Source organism: Streptomyces sp. NBC_00358 (assembly GCF_036099295.1).
In the GTDB taxonomy this organism is placed as follows: domain Bacteria; phylum Actinomycetota; class Actinomycetes; order Streptomycetales; family Streptomycetaceae; genus Streptomyces.
Window position 1 is genome coordinate 1,750,600 of the sequence record NZ_CP107976.1, and the last position, 17,632, is coordinate 1,768,231.

Here is a 17,632-nt window from a genome sequence, read left to right on the forward strand (position 1 = left end):
GTCAGGGGATCAGTGGTCCTCCCCCGGGACACGGAGCGTGCCGCGCGGTGCGTGTACGCCGTCGAGGACGGACGCGGCCGGGGCCGCCTTGGAGCCGGCCGTGGCCCGCGCGAACGCGTCGGCGCCTCCCACCAGGGGGACGCGGGCCGAGGTGCGGGACAGGTCTAGGGCCAGGGTCGGTGTCGTGGACGGCGGGTCGATCAGATCCCTGTCGGTGCCCGCGACGATCAGCGCGAGCCGGTGGCCCTTCGGGACGACGTGGTCGGTGGGCGCCAGGTCCAGCGTGATGGTGTACGCCCGGCCCGGGGTGAGCGGAACGCCTTGGCCCGAGGCGTAGTTGCCGAGGTCGGCCCAGCCGCGGCTGACGACCGTGTAGCCGACGTCCGCCGTGGCCGCCTCGGTCGCCAGGTAGCAGGAGCTGTCGCCGGTCGTGCTCGCGCCCCAGCAGGTCCGGTCGGTGCGGGTGGTGATGCCCTCGCCGGAGCCCGCGTAGTCGCGGATGGTGTCCGGCCCGAGGTCGACGAGCACCGCGGAGAGGTGGGCCGTCGAGGTGGTCGGGGTGGCGGTGACGGTCACCTTGGAGGAGCCGGAGAGCCGCAGGTCGTGGGTGAGCGGCCCGGTGGCGAAGCCGGCCTTGTCGGGAGTCGGCTGGTCGATGTGCGCGGCCCAGTCGGTCTCGCTCAGCCGCGGGTCGTCGGTGAAGGTCTCCGTTCCGGACCTGCCGCGCAGTCCGAGGGTGCCGACGCCGGGCCGCGTGCCGGTGCCCGGACGCAGGGTCGTGGCGCTGGTGGTGCGGGGCGGCCAGACGGCGGAGGTGGCCCACAGGTCGGGGTGGCGTTCGATGTCGGCCATGGGCTCGTGGTCGATGCCGTTGTCGTAGCCGAGGAGTTCATGGTCGAACCAGCGGTGCAGGGTGTCGACCCAGGCGGCGCGGCGGTAGTCGAAGGGGTCGACGTGGCCGGTCTGGGAGAGCCAGATCTTGCGCTCGACGCCGTTCTTGGCGAGGGCGTCCCACCACTGGCCGAAGTTCTTGGTGCGGACGTTGAGGTCCTGCATGCCGTGGACGAGGAAGACGCTGGCCTTCACCTTCGCGGCGTTCTTGACGTAGTCGCGCTCGGTCCACAGCGATGTCCAGTCGCCGGTGCGCGGCGCCCCGTCGACGAGCTTCCGCTGCACGGCGGCGCACTTGGTGGCGGCTTCGGGGCTGTCGACGTAGCCGGACAGCCAGTCGGGGCCGGAGTCGTAGAGCGGGGCGCCCTTGGCGAAGTAGTAGTCGTACCAGGAGGAGATGGCACTGATCGGCACGATGGTCTTCAGGCCCTTGACCCCGGTGGCGGCGACGCCGTTGGCGATCGTGCCGTCCCAGCTCTTGCCGATCATGCCGGTTCTGCCGTTGGTCCAGGTGGCCCTGGCCGTGGCGGCGCCGGTGCGGGTGGTGTAGCCCTTGGCGCGGCCGTTCAGCCAGTCGACGACCGCCTTGGCGGACTGGACGTCGGAGCGGCCGCCCACGTCGACACAGCCGTCGGAGCGGTTGGTGCCGGCGAGGTCGACGCCGACGAAGGCGTAGCCGCGCGGCACGAAGTAGTTGTCGTAGAACAAGGGCATCTGGACGACGTGGCCGTTCGCGTCGTACGTCTTGGTCTGGCTCTCGTTGCCGCGCCCGCAGCAGGAGTAGTACGGGCTGGCGTCCATGATCACGGGGACCTTGCGGCCCTGCCGGGCGAGTTCGCGGGGCCGGACGATGTCGACGGCGACCCGGTCGTTCCTTCCGTCGCTGTCGCCGTCGAGACCGGTGTCGACCCAGACGGACTCCCGTATCGCGTTCTCGTACGAATAGACCGGGGTGCTCTCCCGCGGAGCGCCGTGTGCGGCGACGGGGGTGAGGAACGCGGCCATCAGGGCGGCAACGGCCGCCGTCGCGAGCGATCTCCAGGTCATGAAGCGCATGCGGCGCGATGATATCGGCATGCGCGGAACGTACCCCGGTCAACTCCCTTGCGACAGAGGGTCCATGAGGGGTCGTTGGGCCGGGCGGGTCATGTCGGCCGAATGGCGATCGTGTGACAGGGGTGGCCGTGGACATGACCGGGGCCACCGGGACTGAATAGGCTCCGGACCGACTTCACGCCCCGACGACTTGGAGCTTGACGTGCACCGCAGACTCATCGCCCCGGGCGCTCTCGCCGCCTCCCTGCTGCTGGCGATCCCGGCATCGGCGGCAAGTTACACGCCGGGAGCACCGGGCATCGGCGATCCCTACTACCCGGCCTACGGCAACGGCGGATACGACGTCTCGCACTACGACCTGAGGCTCACGTACCAGCCGCGGACCGACGAGCTGGAGGGCACGGCCACCCTCCTGGCGACCACCACGCAGGACCTGTCCCGGTTCGATCTGGACTTTCTGCTCGATGTGAGCGAGGTACGGGTCAACGGCGCGAAGGCGTCGTTCGCCACCTCGGGCCAGCACGAGCTGGAGATCACGCCGGCCACGCCGCTGGCCAAGGGCACGCCGGTCACCGTCGTCGTCCGCTACAGCGGGGTGCCCTCCACGAAGAGCGCGTACGGCTTCTCGACCTGGCACCGCACTCCGGACGGGGCGGTCGCGGCGGACGAGCCCGAGTCGGCGTGGTGGTGGTACCCGAGCAACGACCACCCGCTCGACAAGGCGACGTACGACGTGTCCGTGGCCGTCCCGGACGGCACCCAGGCGATCTCCAACGGCACGCTGCAGTCGACGAGTTCACGGCTCGGCTGGACCCGCTACAACTGGCGGTCCAACAAGCCGCAGGCCACGTATCTGACGACGCTCGCGGTCGGGAAGTTCGACATCACGACCAGCACGTCCGAGGGCGGCGTCCCGGTCGTCAACGCCTACAGCAAGGACCTCGGCGACAACGACGGGGCGGCGCGCGCCAGTGTCGAGCGGACGGGGGAGCTGGTCGACTGGCTGAGCGGCTACTTCGGGCCGTATCCCTTCAGCAGTGCCGGCGGCTACGTGCCCAACACCACGACCGGGTACGCGCTGGAGACCCAGACCCGGGTGTACTACAGCCCCAAGCAGTTCGCGAACGGCTCCAACACCTCCGTGGTCGTCCACGAGTTGGCGCACCAGTGGTACGGCGACGACGTGTCGCTGAAGGGCTGGAAGGACATCTGGATCAACGAGGGCTTCGCGCGCTACGCGCAGTGGCTGTGGTCGGAGCACGAGGGCGAGGGCACGACGCAGGAGCTCGCGGACTACGTGTACGCCTCGCATCCGGCGGACGACGCCTTCTGGACGGTGGCGCCCGGCGACCCGGGTCCTGACAACCAGTTCGACATCGCGGTCTACGACCGGGGCGCGCTGGCGGTGCAGGCGCTGCGCAACCAGGTCGGGGACGACGCCTTCTTCGCCATCCTGAAGGGGTGGCCCAAGGAGCACGCGTACGGGAACGCGTCGGTCGATGACTTCCGGAAGTACGCCGAGCAGGTGTCGGGCACCTCGCTCGGGGCGCTCTTCGACACCTGGCTGTTCCAGCCGTCGAAGCCGGCGGCACCCGCGGCGCGGAGCGCGGGAGTCGCTCCGGCCCCGGCGGCGAAGGGTGCCGTGGCCCGGCCGAAGTCCTGGAAGAAGATCGCCGCCACCGACGCGGTCCACTCGGGCCGAGCGGACGCGGTCCACTCCGGCTGAAGGGTCGGCTGACCGGCCGCCCGCCGCTGATCTCGCTCAGCGGCGGGCGGCCCTCTCCTCCAACTCCGCTACCTGGGACAGGAGTTCCGCACGGCTGATGGCGTCGGCCCGGGTCGCGGGCACGGTGCAGGCGTAGGCGCCCGCCACCGCGCCGTACAAGGCGCAGCGCCCGACCGGTTCGCCGGTCAGCCGGCCGTAGAGGAAGCCCGCGGCGAAGGAGTCGCCGGCGCCGTTCGAGTCGACGACGGGGGTACGGGGCTCGACCACCGGGATGTGGGTCAGTTCGCCGTCGGTCAGCAGGCACGCGCCCTCGGCTCCGGCCGTGGCGACGACCACCTCGGCCCTGCCGCGTTCCACGATCCCCCGCATGGTGCGCTCGGGGTCGGCGAGGGCGGTGGTGGACACGAACACGATGTCGGCGGCGTACGCGAACGGCTCGTGGTAGGGATTCTCCCCGTCCCAGTTGTGGAGGTCGGTCGAGAGCGTCACCCCGGCCTCCCGCAGGACTGGCAGGGCGAACGCGCAGGGGTGGGTGATGGACACATGGGCGTGCCGGCTCGCCGCCGCCAGGTCCCGGACCGTCTTCTCGGGCAGCCGGTCCCCTTCGCGCGAGCGGCTGTCGTCGTACAGGGACAGCCTGCGCCCGTCGGGGCCGACGAGATTGACCGCGCGCTTGGTGCCCGCGGGCTGGGGGACCTCGGTGAGCGCGATGCCCCGGTCGTGGTGCAGGGCTCGTACGAGGTCGCCCTCGGGGTCGTCGCCGAGCATGTCGAGGTGGTGCGTGCGCAGGCCGAGGGCGTGCAGGCCCAGCGCCACGAAGTCACCGGTCTGTCCGGCCCGGGACTCGATACCGGGCCGGATCATGTAGCTGTCGGCGTAGGGAAGCGGCAGTTCGGGGACCTGGACGATCGTGTCCACACCCGCCCCGCCCAGGACGAGGACGTCGATCTCGCGGCTCATGACTCTCCCTCTCGGACGCGAGCAGCGAGTCAAGCAGCCCCCGACGATCACGGCAAGCAGTTGCAGAAACTTCCACAAGCCCCATCGTCCGGAGCCGTCCGGCACGACGCGCCGGACCCGCCCGACGCGCCCGCCCGGCGTCGCGCCGTTCAGGCCCCGTGGTCGTACACCGTCACCGCCAGGCCCCGGCCTACCAGCCGCTCGCCGACGAGGGGCTCCACCCGCGACCAACTGCCGCCGGCCAGCCCGCACCCGATGCGCGGCATGTGCACCGACGCGCCGAGCTCGACGGCCTTGTCCGCCAGCAGTCGGAGTGAGGCGTCGATGGCCTCGTAACGCACGGGCACGCCCTTGCCGCCGGTGCGTATCCCCCGCTGGCCCACCAGGTTCGCCACCCATACGTACGGCTCGACCTGGACGAACTGGGCGGCGCCCAGGCCGAAGTCGTTGCCCGCGCGGTCGCGGTGCCAGGCGCGGTAGGCGGCCTCCGGCTCCGGCCAGCGGCGGGAGAGAGCGAGCACGAAGCCCTTGCCCCAGCCCCCGATGTCGTTGCAGACATGGGCTATCACTTTGACGCCCTTGACCGACGGAACGGTGGCGTCACCCCGGACGTACGAGATCCCCGACATGACATCACCGTAGAGGCCGCCACTGACAGAGGCCCCGGGCCGCCGTGGGCCGCGGGCCGCTACCCGGTGAAGGTGCTCAGTTCCCGGTCGGCCGTCTTCGAGACTCGGTTGCGGACCGTGAACCAGCCGGCTACGAGCAGGACGGCGATCACCGGGACGAGCAGGAGGGTCTTGCGGCCGATCTCGGGGTCGTTGCCCATCAGGCCGAGGACGGCCAGCAGGAAGGCGATGGTGACGATCTCGGTCACCGGGCTGCCGCGCAGGCGGAACGACGGGCGGATCACCAGTCCCTCCCTGGCCCGGCGGACGAACACCAGATGGCAGACCATGATGATCACCCAGGTGCTGATGACGCCGAGGGACGCCACGTTCAGGACGATCTCGAAGGCCTGGCTCGGCATGAGGTAGTTGAGGCCGACGCCGAGGACGCACACCGCGCAGGTGAGCAGGATGCCGCCGTACGGGACCTGGCTGCGGTTCATCCGGGCGGTGAACCGGGGTGCCGAGCCCGCCATGGCCATGGACCGCAGGATGCGGCCGGTGGAGTAGAGGCCGGAGTTCAGCGACGACATGGCGGCCGTCAGGACGACCAGGTTCATGACGTCACCGGCCGCCGGGACGCCGATCCCGGACAGGACGGTGACGAACGGGCTCTCGTCGGCGGAGTAGGCCGATCCGGGCAGCAGCAGGGCCAGCAGGACGACCGAACCGACGTAGAACAGACCCACGCGCCACATGATCGAGTTCACCGCGCGCGGGACGACCTTCTGCGGGTCGGCGGTCTCGCCCGCGGCGACGCCGACCAGTTCCAGCGCGGCGTACGCGAAGATCACGCCCTGCATCACCAGGACGACCGGCATCATCCCGTGCGGGAGGAGGCCGCCGTGGTCCATGACGAGGCCCGGACCCGGCGTGCTGTCGCCGACCTGGTGCTGCGTGGCCAGCAGGAACACGCCGATCAGCATGAAGCCGACGAGCGTGGCGACCTTGACGATCGCGAACCAGAACTCCATCTCGCCGAAGATCTTCACCGAGATCAGGTTCACGGCGAGCACCACCGCCAGGGCGATCAGCGCCAGCACCCACTGCGGGACGTCCGTGAACAGGCTCCAGTAGTGCGTGTAGAGCGCGATCGCGGTGATGTCGGCGATCCCGGTCGTCGACCAGTTGAGGAAGTACAGCCACCCGGCGACGTAGGCGCCCTTCTCGCCGAGGAACTCGCGGGCGTACGAGACGAAGGACCCCGACGAGGGCCGGTAGAGGACGAGTTCACCGAGGGCGCGGACGACGAAGAAGGCGAAGATCCCGCAGACGAGGTACGCGACGGCGAGCGCGGGGCCCGCGTCGCGGAGGCGGCCGCCCGCCCCGAGGAAGAGTCCGGTTCCGATCGCGCCGCCGACGGCGATCATGTTGACGTGGCGGGCCTTGAGGTCCTTGCTGTAACCGGCGTCGCCCGCGTCGGCGGGCGACTGGGTCGCACCGGTGCGGGAAGCTGCCCCGGCCGTGTCTACGACGTCCTTGCTCACGGGTGGATCTACCTTCTGGTGCGCCCCCGCCGCACGGGCTGCGCGGGGGTCCGGATGGGCCTGGCCCGCGCCGTCCCGGAGGCGACACGGACCAAGGCGCCGCCTTCCCGGCGAGGTCACCCCGTATGCGGTGGCACACGTCACACAGCCGGAGTCACGCGGCCGGTGCCGGATGTCCGCGCCGATGCCGGCCGGACGCTTTCACAACACTGGTGGGACAGCAATACTGTTGCACCGCGCCGTCACCGGTCACCGGTCGCCGAGGGCGCGCGGCGCACCACGGGAGAGGCGGGGCCTGCCATGACGACGGACACCGAGGAGCCGGCGCTCACGGTCGACGAGCTGGCCGCGCGGGCGGGCGTCACGGTCCGTACGGTGCGCTTCTACAGCGCCCGGGGCCTGCTGCCGCCGCCCGTGATCGGCCCCCGGCGTGTGGGGCACTACAGCCAGGAGCATCTCGCCCGGCTCGCGCTCATCGAGGAGTTGCAGCACCGGGGCATGACACTGGCCGCGATCGAACGTCATCTGACCCAGTTGCCGCCCGGTCTGAGCGCCCGCGAACTCGCCATCCACCGTGCCGTGGTGGCCTCCTGGGCACCCGCCGCGACGGAGGACGTCTCCCGGGAGGAACTGGAGCGGCGGGCCGGCCGACCGCTGGGCGACGCGGACCTGGAGCGGCTGGCCGCCATGGGCGTCATCGAGCGGTCGGGGGACACCGTCCGGCTGGACCCCGGGCTGCTGCGGCTCGGGACGGAGCTCCTGGACGTACCCATCGCCGACGAGACGCTCCTCGCCGCGCGGACCGTTCTGCTGGAGCACTCGCGCGCGGCGGCCGGCGAACTGTCCGCCCTGCTGCGCGACGCCGTGGGCGAGCGGGAGTCCGTGGCGGCGGTGAAGTCGCTGTCCGCGCACATGCAGCCGCTGGTGGTGCAGGCGCTTCTCACCGCGTTCCAGCGGTCGTTGAAGGACGAGCTGCGGGAGTGGCTCAAGGAGTCCTGACCCCGGTCCGGCCCGCCGTGGTGGCACGCGTGCTCACAAGCAGGCCGATCCGCCCGCGACGTTGAGGGTCCGCAGGGCCGGCCGCCGGAGCAGCCCGATGAGCCCCTTGGCGAGCCCGGCGGCGATGCGCGGGCTGACGAACGCGGGCCGCCGGGTCGCGCGGGCGTATCCGTCGGCCATCGGGACGACGGCGCCCTCGTGGATGCCTAGGACGTATTCCGGTGCGCCCCCGGCCTCCGCGAGGGCGGCCAGGAAGGGCGGTTCGGTGGTGCCGGGGCTGCCGAGGACGCGGTCCACGCCCTCGCCGCGCAGGATGTCCGGCAGAGCGAGGGCGGGACGGCGGCCCATGGGGGCTCCTCGGCGGGGGCGGGTACCGGTTCGCCGGTCGGCGTCCGGTGCCCGCCCCCGCGGAGCAGGTCCCTCGTACCACTCGGCGACACGTCATCTCGTGGCGTGGGCCGGGTGCGGCGCGTCCGGGCTCAGGACGCGTCGGTGAACCGCTCGCCCTTCTCCGCCTTGTCGACGAGCAGCGCGGGCGGGAGGAAACGGTCCCCGTAGCGCTCGGCGAGCTCCCTCGCGCGGGCCGTGAACGCGGCCGGTCCGGTGCCGGTCGACCCCTCGTAGCCGTTGATGTACTGCAGGACACCGCCGGTCCAGCCGGGGAAGCCGATGCCGAGGATGGAGCCGATGTTGGCGTCGGCGACCGAGGTCAGCACGCCTTCCTCCACGAGCCGGACGGTGTCCAGCGCCTCGGAGAAGAGCATGCGCTCCTTCATGTCCTCGAACGGGATCTCGTGCCCGTCCTTCGTGAAGTGCTCGCGCAGGCCCGGCCACAGCCTGCCGCGCTTGCCGTCCTCCGTGTACTCGTAGAAGCCCGCGCCGCCGCTGCGTCCGGGGCGCCCGAACTCGTCGACCATGCGGTCGATGACGGCCTCGGCGGGGTGGGTCTCCCAGGTGCCGCCGGCCTCCTCGACGGCCTGCTTGGACTCCTTGCGGATCTTGCGCGGCAGGGTGAGCGTCAGCTCGTCCATGAGGGAGAGCACCTTGGCCGGGTAGCCGGCCTGGGCCGCGGCCTGCTCGACGGACGCGGGCTCGATGCCCTCGCCGACCATCGCGACACCCTCGTTGATGAACTGCCCGATGACCCGGGAGGTGAAGAAGCCCCGCGAGTCGTTGACGACGATCGGGGTCTTCTTGATCTGCCGTACGAGGTCGAAGGCGCGGGCCAGTGCCTCGTCGCCGGTGCGCTCGCCCTTGATGATCTCGACCAGCGGCATCTTGTCGACGGGCGAGAAGAAGTGCAGCCCGATGTAGTCCTCCTGCCGCTCGACGCCTTCGGCGAGGGCGGTGATCGGCAGGGTGGAGGTGTTGGAGCAGAGCAGCGCGTCGGGTTCGACGATGTTCTGGATCTCCTGGAACACCTTGTGCTTGAGCGCGGTGTCCTCGAAGACCGCCTCGATGACGGCGTCACAGCCCGCGAGGTCGTTCGGGTCGGCGGTGGGCGTGATCCGGGCGAGCAGCGCGTCGGCCTTCTCCTGGGTCGTACGGCCCCGGGAGACCGCCTTGGCGCAGAGCTTCTCGGAGTACGCCTTGCCCTTGGCCGCCGCGTCGGCCGAGACGTCCTTGAGGACGACCTCGATGCCCGCGAGGGCGCAGGAGTAGGCGATGCCCGCGCCCATCATCCCGGCGCCGAGGACGGCGACCTTGCGGACCGGGCGCGGCTCGATGCCGCGGGGGCGGTTGGCGCCGGAGTTGACGGCCTGGAGGTCGAAGAAGAACGCCTGGATCATGTTCTTCGAGGTCTGGCCCGCGGCCAGCTCGACGAAGTAGCGGGCCTCGATGACCTGGGCCGTCTCGAAGTCGACCTGGGAGCCCTCGACGGCGGCCGCGAGGATGTTGCGGGGGGCCGGGTAGGGGGCGCCGTTGGTCTGCTTGCGCAGGCTGGCCGGGAAGGCGGGCAGGTTGGCCGCGAACTTCGGGTTGGCCGGGGTGCCGCCGGGGATGCGGTAGCCGGGCTTGTCCCAGGGCTGCTGCGACTCGGGGTTGGCGTCGATGAAGGCGCGGGCCTTGGAGAGCAGTTCCTCGGGGGTGGCGGCCACCTCGTGGACGAGGCCGTTGTCCCGGGCGCGCGTCGCGTTGTACTGCGTGCCCTGGAGGAGGACCTTCAGCAGGGCGTCGGCGATGCCCAGCAGGCGCACGGTGCGGACGACTCCACCGCCTCCGGGGAGCAGGCCGAGGGTGACCTCGGGGCAGCCGATCTTGGTGCCGGAGGTGTCGAGGGCGACCCGGTGGTGGCAGGCGAGGGCGAGTTCGAAGCCGCCGCCCAGGGCCGCGCCGTTGATCGCGGCGACGACCGGCTTGCCCAGGGTCTCGATGCGGCGCAGGTTCCGCTTGATGGCGAGGCCGCCGTCGAAGAGGTCCTGGGCGGTCTCGGGGGTGACCCGGATGAGGTCGCGCAGGTCGCCGCCCGCGAAGAAGGTCTTCTTGGCGGAGGTGAAGATGACGCCCCGGACCGATTCCTTCTCGGCTTCCAGGCGGTCGGTGATCGCGGCGAGGGAGGCGCGGAACGCCTGGTTCATCGTGTTCGCGGACTGGTTGGGGTCGTCGAGGACGAGGGTGACGACGCCGGTCTCGTCCTGTTCCCAGCGGATGGTGGTGGGCTCAGTGCTCATCAGGGGATGCTCCGTAGATCCTTGATCCGTTGGGAAGGTCAGACGCGCTCGACGATCGTGGCGATGCCCATGGCGCCGCCCACGCACAGGGTGGCGAGGCCGTACCGCTTGTCCTGGCGCTCCAGTTCGTCGACGAGGGTGCCGAGGATCATCGCGCCGGTGGCGCCGAGCGGGTGGCCGAGCGCGATGGCGCCGCCGTTGACGTTGACCTTGTCCAGCGACAGGCCCATGTCCTTCACGAAGCGCAGGACGACGGCCGCGAAGGCCTCGTTGATCTCGACGAGGTCGATGTCGTCGATGGTCAGACCGGCCTTGGCGAGCGCCTTGCGCGTCGCGGGCGCGGGACCGGTGAGCATGATGGTGGGCTCGGAACCGGAGACGGCCGCGGAGACGATCCGCGCGCGCGGGGTGAGGCCGTAGCGCTCGCCGACCTCGCGGGAGCCGATGGCGACGAGCGAGGCGCCGTCGACGATGCCGGAGGAGTTGCCCGCGTGGTGGACGTGGTCGATCTGCTCGACCCAGTGGTACTTCTGCAGCGCCACTGCGTCGAATCCGCCCAGTTCGCCGATGTCCGCGAACGACGGCTTCAGCCTGGCCAGCGAGTCGGCGGTGGTGCCCGGACGCAGGAACTCGTCGTGGTCGAGGACCGTGAGACCGCTGCGGTCCTTGACCGGGACGACGGACCTCTCGAAGCGGCCGTCCTTCACGGCCGCGGCGGCGCGCTCCTGGGAGAGGGCCGCGTACTCGTCGACGTCACGGCGCGAGAAGCCCTCGATGGTGGCGATGAGGTCGGCGCCGATGCCCTGCGGCACGAAGTTGGTGGCGAGGTTGGTCATCGGGTCGGCGAACCACGCGCCGCCGTCGGAGGCCATCGGCACGCGCGACATCGACTCGACGCCGCCCGCGAGGACCAGGTCCTCCCAGCCCGAACGGATCTTCATCGCCGCAAGGTTGACGGCTTCAAGGCCCGAGGCGCAGAAGCGGTTCTCCTGCACGCCGGCCACCGTGTCGGGCAGTCCGGCGGCGATCGCGGAGATGCGGGCGATGTCGGAGCCCTGGTCGCCGACCGGGCCGACGACGCCGAGGACGATGTCGTCGATGGCGGCCGGGTCGAGACCCGGGAAGCGCCGCTGCACCTCGTGGATCAGCCCGACGACCAGGTCGATGGGCTTGGTGCCGTGCAGGGCGCCGTTCTGCTTGCCGCGACCGCGCGGGGTGCGGATCGCGTCGTACACGTACGCTTCGGTGCTCACTGGTAAGCCTTTCGGGGAGGGTTAGCCGAGCAGGGAGCGGCCGATGATCTCCTTCATGATCTCGGTCGTCCCGCCGTAGATGGTCTGGATGCGCCCGTCGGTGAAGGCCCGGGCGACCCGGTACTCCGTCATGTAGCCGTAGCCGCCGTGCAGTTGGAGGCAGCGGTCGGCCACGCGTTTCTGCAGTTCGGTGGCCCACCACTTGGCCATGGAGGCGTGCACCGCGTCGAGTTCGCCGTTCGAGTGGTCGACGATGCAGCGGTCCAGGAAGGTGCGGGTGACGGCGCACTCGGTGGCCATCTCGGCTATCTCGAAGCGGATGTGCTGGAGTTTCGCGAGCGGCCGCCCGAACGCCTCGCGCTCCTTCACGTACTGCGTGGTGATCTCCAGCAGGTGTTCGGCTCCGGCGATGGCGGCGACGGCGATGCCCATGCGTTCCTGCGCGAGGTTCGTCATCAGGTGGACGAACGCGCCGTTCAGCTCCCCGAGGAGGTTCTCCTTGGGCACGCGCACGTCGTTGAAGAACAACTCGGCGGTGTCCTGCGACTTCTGGCCGATCTTGTCGAGGTTGCGGCCGCGTTCGAAGCCTTCCGTGCCGCGCTCGACGACGAGCAGCGACAGCCCGCGCGCACCGCCCTCGGGGGTGGTCCTCGCGACGACGATCACCAGGTCGGCGAGGATGCCGTTGGAGATGAAGGTCTTGGAGCCGTTGAGCAGGAAGTGGTCGCCCTTGTCCTCGGCGTGCGTCGTGATGCCCTGGAGGTCGGATCCGGCGCCGGGTTCGGTCATCGCGATGGCGGTGATGACCGAACCGTCGCAGAAGCCGGGCAGCCAGCGCCGCTTCTGCTCCTCGGTGGCGAGGTCCGTCAGATACGGCCCGATGATGTCGTTGTGCAGCCCGAGGGCGAGTCCCGCGGCTCCCGCGCGCGTGAACTCCTCGGCGAGTACGGCGCTGTAGCGGAAGTCGGTGGTGCCGCCGCCTCCGTACTCCTCGGGCACGGCGAGCCCCAACAGGCCCTGCTTCCCGGCCGCCCGCCAGGCGTCGCGCGAGACGATGCCGTCCTTCTCCCACTGCTCGTAGTGGGGCAGCACCTCCTTGCCGAGGAAGGTGCGCACGGTCTCGCGGAACGCGTCGTGCTCCGCGGTGAAGATCTGCCGCTTCATGCGGGAAACACCTTCCTGGAGTTCATACGGGGGAACCCTCGGAGAGGGGCGGTGACGGGGCTCTCGGGGGCGCGTACGGGCGCGACGTCCCCGCCGGCGGCGAGCGGTCGGGAGCGGGGCATCAGCCGCCGTCCTTCGTCAGCCGGGGTACGTCCCAGTCGCGGGCCACGTCCTCGGTGTCCGCGCCCGGCCGGGCTGGACCTCCGCGGACCGAGGTGGGGGTGGCCGAGAAGCGCGGCGCGGGGGCCGGCTGGGTGATGCCGCCGTGGTCCACGAAGGTGCCGCGAGCCGCGAGGTGCGGGTGCTCGGGCGCCTCGCGCAGCGACAGGACCGGCGCCACGCACGCGTCCGAGCCCTCGAAGACGGCGGTCCACTCGTCGCGTGTACGGGTCCTGAAGCGGGCGGCGACCGTCTCGCGCAGTTCCTCCCAGCGGGCCGGGTCCTGGCGCGCGGGGCCGAGTTCGGGGATGCCGAGCAGTCCGACGAACTCGTCGTAGAACTGCCGCTCCAGGGGACCGACCGCCATGTACCGGCCGTCGGCGGTCTCGTAGGTCCCGTAGTACGGGCAGCCGCCGTCGAGGAGGTTGGCGCGACGCCGGTCCTGCCAGCCGCCCGCGGCCAGCATGCCGTGGATCATGGTGGACAGGTGCGCGGTGCCGTCGACGATGGCCGCGTCCACGACCTGTCCGGCGCCGGTCGCGCGTGCGTGGTGGAGGGCGGCGAGCACGCCGACGACGAGATAGAGCGAGCCGCCCGCGTAGTCGCCGAGGAGGTTCGCGGGGAGTGGTGGCGGCTCGTCGGGCGCGCCGATCATGCCCAGGGTGCCGGTGATCGCGATGTAGGCGACGTCGTGCCCGGCACGGTCGGCCAGCGGGCCTTCCTGGCCCCACCCGGTCATCCGCCCGTAGACGAGTGCCGGGTTGCGGGCGAGGCAGGCCTCGGGGCCGACGCCGAGCCGCTCGGCGACGCCGGGGCGGTAGCCCTCGATCAGGATGTCGGCGCGTTCGGCCAGGTCGAGAACGGCGGCCGCGCCTCCCTCGGCCTTGAGGTCGATGATCACGGACCGCTTGTTGCGGTTGGTGGTGTCGTAGGCCGGTTCGACCCCGATCCCGGGGCCACCGGGCCGGTCCACCCGGACCACGTCCGCGCCGAGGTCGGCGAGCAGCATGGCGGCGAACGGGCCGGGGCCGATGCCCGCCAGTTCGATCACGCGCACCCCGGTGAGGGGGCCGTGCCCCGGCGTTCCTGCCCCTGTCATCAAGCCCCCAGCGATGTGACAACACTGATGTGACATCAGCGATGTTAAGAACGTGTTCCACTCCGGGCAAGCCCCTGACGAGCAAGCGCTTAGTTAAATTCCCCGGACGGGGATCGGCTCCGGCCCGGTACCTGGATCGACACCGCCCGGTTCCGGGATCGGTTCCTGCCCCGTTCGGCCGTCGGACCCGGCTCCGTTCGGGGGTCACGCCCGGCCTCGTTCCCGGATCGGACCCGGCCCCGTTCGGGGATCAACCGCGGTCCAGCTCCGTGATCAGTTTCTTGGGGGCTATGACGCGATAGCTCTCCTCGACCCAGTCGCACAGCAGCTCCGCCGCGGGAGCCCCTTGCTCCTCCAGGGGTACGCGCACCCAGCCGGCCTTGCCCAGGCCGTATCCGGCGGGTTCCGCGCCGGGCGAGGTGAGCGCGTGGGCGTGCGCCGCCTCGTCCTTGAGCTTCACAGTGATGCCCATCGGGTAGCTGCCGTCGTCGAGACCGAGGAAGACGAAGACCTTCTTGTTGACCTTCGCGACGGTCTCGCCCCAGGGGAACTCCTCCGCGGCTCCGGGCAGGCCGAGCGCGAACTCGCGCACCTTCTGCCACTTTTTCAGCGCGTTTTTCGACACGGCCACGGCTGCCTCCGGCCTGTTCGTGCGACCTCGTCGTCCGACTGTTCGTACCTCACGCTAGCCTCAGCCACCGACAACGGCGCTTCGCGCGCGACGTGGCGCGGACCGCACGTTCGAGCGCAGCCCACAGTGCGGAGGGTGTCATGAGCAGGCTGAACGAGTCGGACCGCCCGTACGACATCGTGCTCTTCGGAGCCACGGGGTTCGTCGGGGAGCTCACCGCGGAGTATCTGGCCGCCCATGCGCCCGAAGGGCTGCGGTGGGCGATCGCCGGACGCAGCACGGAGAAGCTGGAGCGGCTGCGTGAGCGGCTCGGCGGCGCACCCGGAGTGCTGCGGGCGGATGTGACGGACCCGGAGTCGGTCCGCGAACTCGCCCGTCTCGCGCGCGTGGTGGCCACGACGGTGGGCCCGTACATCACCTACGGGGAGGACCTGGTGGCCGCCTGCGCGGATGCCGGGACCGATTATCTGGACCTCACCGGCGAGCCCGAGTTCGTGGACCTGATGTACGTCCGGCACGACGCACGCGCGCGTGAGACGGGCGCACGGCTCGTGCACGCCTGCGGCTTCGACTCGATCCCGCACGACCTGGGCGCCTACTTCACCGTGCGGCAGCTCCCGGAGGACGTGCCGTTGAGGGTGGACGGATACGTCCGCTCCCAGGCGATGTTCTCGGGCGGCACCTTCGCCTCCGCGCTCAACCAGTTCGCGCGCGGCCGGCACATGCTCGCCGCGGCGCGGGACCGCAGGCGTCACGAACCGCGCCTGATGGTGCGGCGGGTGGAGGCCCCGCTGGGCGCGCCGCGGTTCGCCCCGGAGGTCGGGGCGTGGGCGATCCCGCTGCCCACGATCGACGCCCAGGTGGTGCAGCGCTCGGCGCGGGCCCTGGCCCGGTACGGGCCGGACTTCCGCTACCGGCACTACGCGGCCGTCGAGCGGCTGCCCATCGCCCTCGGTGGGGTCGCCGGGGTGAGCGCGCTCTTCGCCGTCGCACAACTGCCGTCCGCGCGGCGCTGGCTGTCCGACCGGATCAAGCCGGGCGAGGGGCCGAGCGCCGAGCGCCGCGCGAAGAGCTGGTTCTCGGTGCGCTTCGTGGGCGAGGGCGGCGGCCGGCGCGTGTTCACCGAGGTCTCGGGCGGCGACCCCGGCTACGACGAGACCGCGAAGATGCTCGCGGAGTCCGCGCTGTCCCTGGCCCTCGACGATCTCCCGAAGACGTCCGGGCAGGTCACCCCGGCGGTGGCGATGGGCGACGCGCTGCTGGACCGGCTCGGCGCGGCGGGCATCACCTTCCGGGTGGCGGCGGTGCGGTAGCGCCGGGACGGCGCGTTCGCGGGGGTCGGCCAGGCATCAGGTCGTTGCATCCCGGAGGGCCCGCCTGCACAGGGAGTCCGCGCGTCGGGTGGATTCCGGCAGGCGGTACTTCGGGGTGAGGGCCAGGGTGTGCGCGCAGGCGTTGTCGAGGTCCACACGATGGCCGACGGACACGAACACGGGCTTGATCCCGTCCTGGGTGCGCAGAGCCCGGCCCACCTCCTCGGTGCCCGCGAGCAGCGGCGCGACGCTGCCGCGCGGGGCGCCCGGCTCCTCGTAGGAGAACGCGAACGGGTTCTTGGCGACCCCGATCGTGGGGAGCCCGGTGAGGACGCCGAGGTGACTGGCGAGGCCGAAACGGCGCGGGTGGGCGAGCCCGTAGCCGTCGCACACGACCAGGCCGGGCGGGCAGGGCAGGGCGTCCAGCGCGGCCAGGACGGTCGGGATCTCGCGGAAGGCGAGCAGTCCGGGGACGTACGGGAAGGAGACCCGGCCGACGGCGGTGGCCTCCGCCACGACGTCGAGGGTCACCGCGTCGAGGACGACGGCCGCCGCGGCCACGACGTCCCGCTCGTCGTCGTAGGCCACGTCGACGCCCGTCACCCGACCGGTACCGGGCGGCGGGCCCGGCTCGTCGAGCAGCACCCGTTCGCGCAACTCGTCCTGTACGAGGCGGGCTTGCTCCTCGGTGGCGGGCCAGCCCGCGGGGATCCTCACGGTCGTCATGATGGGGACGAGCCTAGGCGAGGGAGGGACATCGCCGGTGACCAGGGCGGCGGTTCGCCCCTCCCCGGCCCGGGACGGGGACGGACCCGTCACGGGACCTCGGGCGGGAGGACGAAGATTCCGGCGACCTTCTCCTCGGCGTCGAACGCGACCCGGGCCTTCATGTCGCCGGCCTCGTAGTTCAGCGGGATGTCGACGACGGTGTGGTCGCCGACCCGCCGGACGAACGGCTCGCCCTCCGCGAAGCCCTCGAACGCGCCGACGAGTCCGGCGACCGTGGCGAGGCCGTCGGCCCGGACCTTGTCGGTGAAGGCCTCCTCGACCTGCGCGTTGAACGACGGCCGGGCGTCGTCCATGCGGTTTTCGAGGACGGCCGTCACGATCGCGAGGGCACGTTCCGCGGCGTCGGTCATGCGCACTGTCTTGTCCATGGGTTCTCCGGTTCGGGGGTCGATGGGTTTGCCGAACCGCTGGAAGGCGGCCTGGCGGGTGACTCCGAGCAGGTCCCCGATCTCCTGCCAGGTGTGCCCGGCGTCGCGGGACTGCTGGACGCACAGCTTGAGCACCTGTTCTCCCAGGACGTCGATGCCCTGGGCGCGTCCGACCAGGTCGAGGTAGGCGGGCGGGCTCAACGGGCTGCCCATCGAGGCGGCCAGGGCCGACGCCTGCTCGGCGAGCCGGGCACAGACGGCCGTAAGGGACAGCGAGGAATCGGTCACGTGTAAAGGATGCCTTTACGCGACTGGCTCGTCAAGGATTCCTTTACAGCTTCACCCGCGGGAGCCCGGACCAGGCTGCGGACGCGGGTGCCGGCCACACGCCGAGGGG

The 17,632-nt window shown here is 71.3% G+C and carries 15 protein-coding genes; 3 read left to right on the plus strand and 12 right to left on the minus strand.

What is annotated here, in order from left to right; all coding sequences use genetic code 11:
• Positions 1 to 9: 9 nt before the first annotated feature.
• Positions 10 to 1,947 (minus strand): Xaa-Pro dipeptidyl-peptidase, encoded by a 1,938-nt coding sequence (locus OHT01_RS07220; protein ID WP_443043362.1) that lies wholly within the window; start codon positions 1,945 to 1,947, stop codon positions 10 to 12.
• A gap of 202 nt (positions 1,948 to 2,149) precedes the next feature.
• Here OHT01_RS07220 and OHT01_RS07225 point away from each other — a divergent pair, with 202 nt between their 5' ends.
• On the plus strand, positions 2,150 to 3,673 hold the full coding sequence (locus OHT01_RS07225) for a M1 family metallopeptidase (protein ID WP_328552293.1): 1,524 nt from the start codon (positions 2,150 to 2,152) through the stop codon (positions 3,671 to 3,673).
• Between the two features lie 36 nt (positions 3,674 to 3,709).
• Here the strand turns inward: OHT01_RS07225 and OHT01_RS07230 are convergent, their stop codons facing one another.
• The 3 genes from OHT01_RS07230 to OHT01_RS07240 form a co-directional block, all read right to left on the minus strand.
• Positions 3,710 to 4,633, minus strand: coding sequence for an adenosine kinase (locus tag OHT01_RS07230; protein ID WP_328552294.1), 924 nt, complete (start codon positions 4,631 to 4,633; stop codon positions 3,710 to 3,712).
• 149 nt (positions 4,634 to 4,782) lie between these two features.
• Positions 4,783 to 5,262, minus strand: a complete 480-nt coding sequence (locus tag OHT01_RS07235) for a macro domain-containing protein (protein ID WP_328552295.1) — start codon at positions 5,260 to 5,262, stop codon at positions 4,783 to 4,785.
• Positions 5,263 to 5,321: 59 nt separating this feature from the next.
• Positions 5,322 to 6,788: an amino acid permease gene (locus OHT01_RS07240; RefSeq protein ID WP_328552296.1), complete on the minus strand. Its 1,467-nt coding sequence runs from the start codon at positions 6,786 to 6,788 to the stop codon at positions 5,322 to 5,324.
• 300 nt (positions 6,789 to 7,088) lie between these two features.
• Here OHT01_RS07240 and OHT01_RS07245 point away from each other — a divergent pair, with 300 nt between their 5' ends.
• Positions 7,089 to 7,787: a MerR family transcriptional regulator gene (locus OHT01_RS07245; protein ID WP_328552297.1), complete on the plus strand. Its 699-nt coding sequence runs from the start codon at positions 7,089 to 7,091 to the stop codon at positions 7,785 to 7,787.
• Between the two features lie 33 nt (positions 7,788 to 7,820).
• On the opposite strand, the gene OHT01_RS07250 is transcribed toward OHT01_RS07245, so the two are convergent.
• The 6 genes from OHT01_RS07250 to OHT01_RS07275 all read right to left on the minus strand — a co-directional run bounded on the left by OHT01_RS07250 (position 7,821) and on the right by OHT01_RS07275 (position 14,765).
• The gene (locus tag OHT01_RS07250; protein ID WP_328552298.1) at positions 7,821 to 8,135 is read right to left on the minus strand and encodes a thiamine pyrophosphate-binding protein; all 315 of its coding nucleotides are present in this window, start codon (positions 8,133 to 8,135) and stop codon (positions 7,821 to 7,823) included.
• A 131-nt stretch (positions 8,136 to 8,266) separates the two neighbouring features.
• A complete protein-coding gene (locus OHT01_RS07255) occupies positions 8,267 to 10,459 on the minus strand; it encodes a 3-hydroxyacyl-CoA dehydrogenase NAD-binding domain-containing protein (RefSeq protein WP_328552299.1) in 2,193 nt (730 codons plus the stop codon).
• A gap of 38 nt (positions 10,460 to 10,497) precedes the next feature.
• Positions 10,498 to 11,712, minus strand: a complete 1,215-nt coding sequence (locus OHT01_RS07260; protein WP_328552300.1) for an acetyl-CoA C-acetyltransferase — start codon at positions 11,710 to 11,712, stop codon at positions 10,498 to 10,500.
• A gap of 21 nt (positions 11,713 to 11,733) precedes the next feature.
• A complete protein-coding gene (locus OHT01_RS07265; protein ID WP_328552301.1) occupies positions 11,734 to 12,876 on the minus strand; it encodes an acyl-CoA dehydrogenase family protein in 1,143 nt (380 codons plus the stop codon).
• Between the two features lie 121 nt (positions 12,877 to 12,997).
• A complete protein-coding gene (locus OHT01_RS07270; protein ID WP_328552302.1) occupies positions 12,998 to 14,134 on the minus strand; it encodes a CaiB/BaiF CoA transferase family protein in 1,137 nt (378 codons plus the stop codon).
• Between the two features lie 250 nt (positions 14,135 to 14,384).
• On the minus strand, positions 14,385 to 14,765 hold the full coding sequence (locus OHT01_RS07275; RefSeq protein ID WP_328552303.1) for an MmcQ/YjbR family DNA-binding protein: 381 nt from the start codon (positions 14,763 to 14,765) through the stop codon (positions 14,385 to 14,387).
• A 140-nt stretch (positions 14,766 to 14,905) separates the two neighbouring features.
• Here OHT01_RS07275 and OHT01_RS07280 point away from each other — a divergent pair, with 140 nt between their 5' ends.
• Positions 14,906 to 16,078, plus strand: a complete 1,173-nt coding sequence (locus OHT01_RS07280; protein WP_328552304.1) for a saccharopine dehydrogenase family protein — start codon at positions 14,906 to 14,908, stop codon at positions 16,076 to 16,078.
• 36 nt (positions 16,079 to 16,114) lie between these two features.
• On the opposite strand, the gene OHT01_RS07285 is transcribed toward OHT01_RS07280, so the two are convergent.
• Positions 16,115 to 16,804, minus strand: a complete 690-nt coding sequence (locus OHT01_RS07285) for an endonuclease V (protein ID WP_328552305.1) — start codon at positions 16,802 to 16,804, stop codon at positions 16,115 to 16,117.
• A gap of 89 nt (positions 16,805 to 16,893) precedes the next feature.
• Positions 16,894 to 17,523, minus strand: a complete 630-nt coding sequence (locus OHT01_RS07290; protein ID WP_328552306.1) for a DUF3887 domain-containing protein — start codon at positions 17,521 to 17,523, stop codon at positions 16,894 to 16,896.
• Positions 17,524 to 17,632 lie beyond the last annotated feature (109 nt).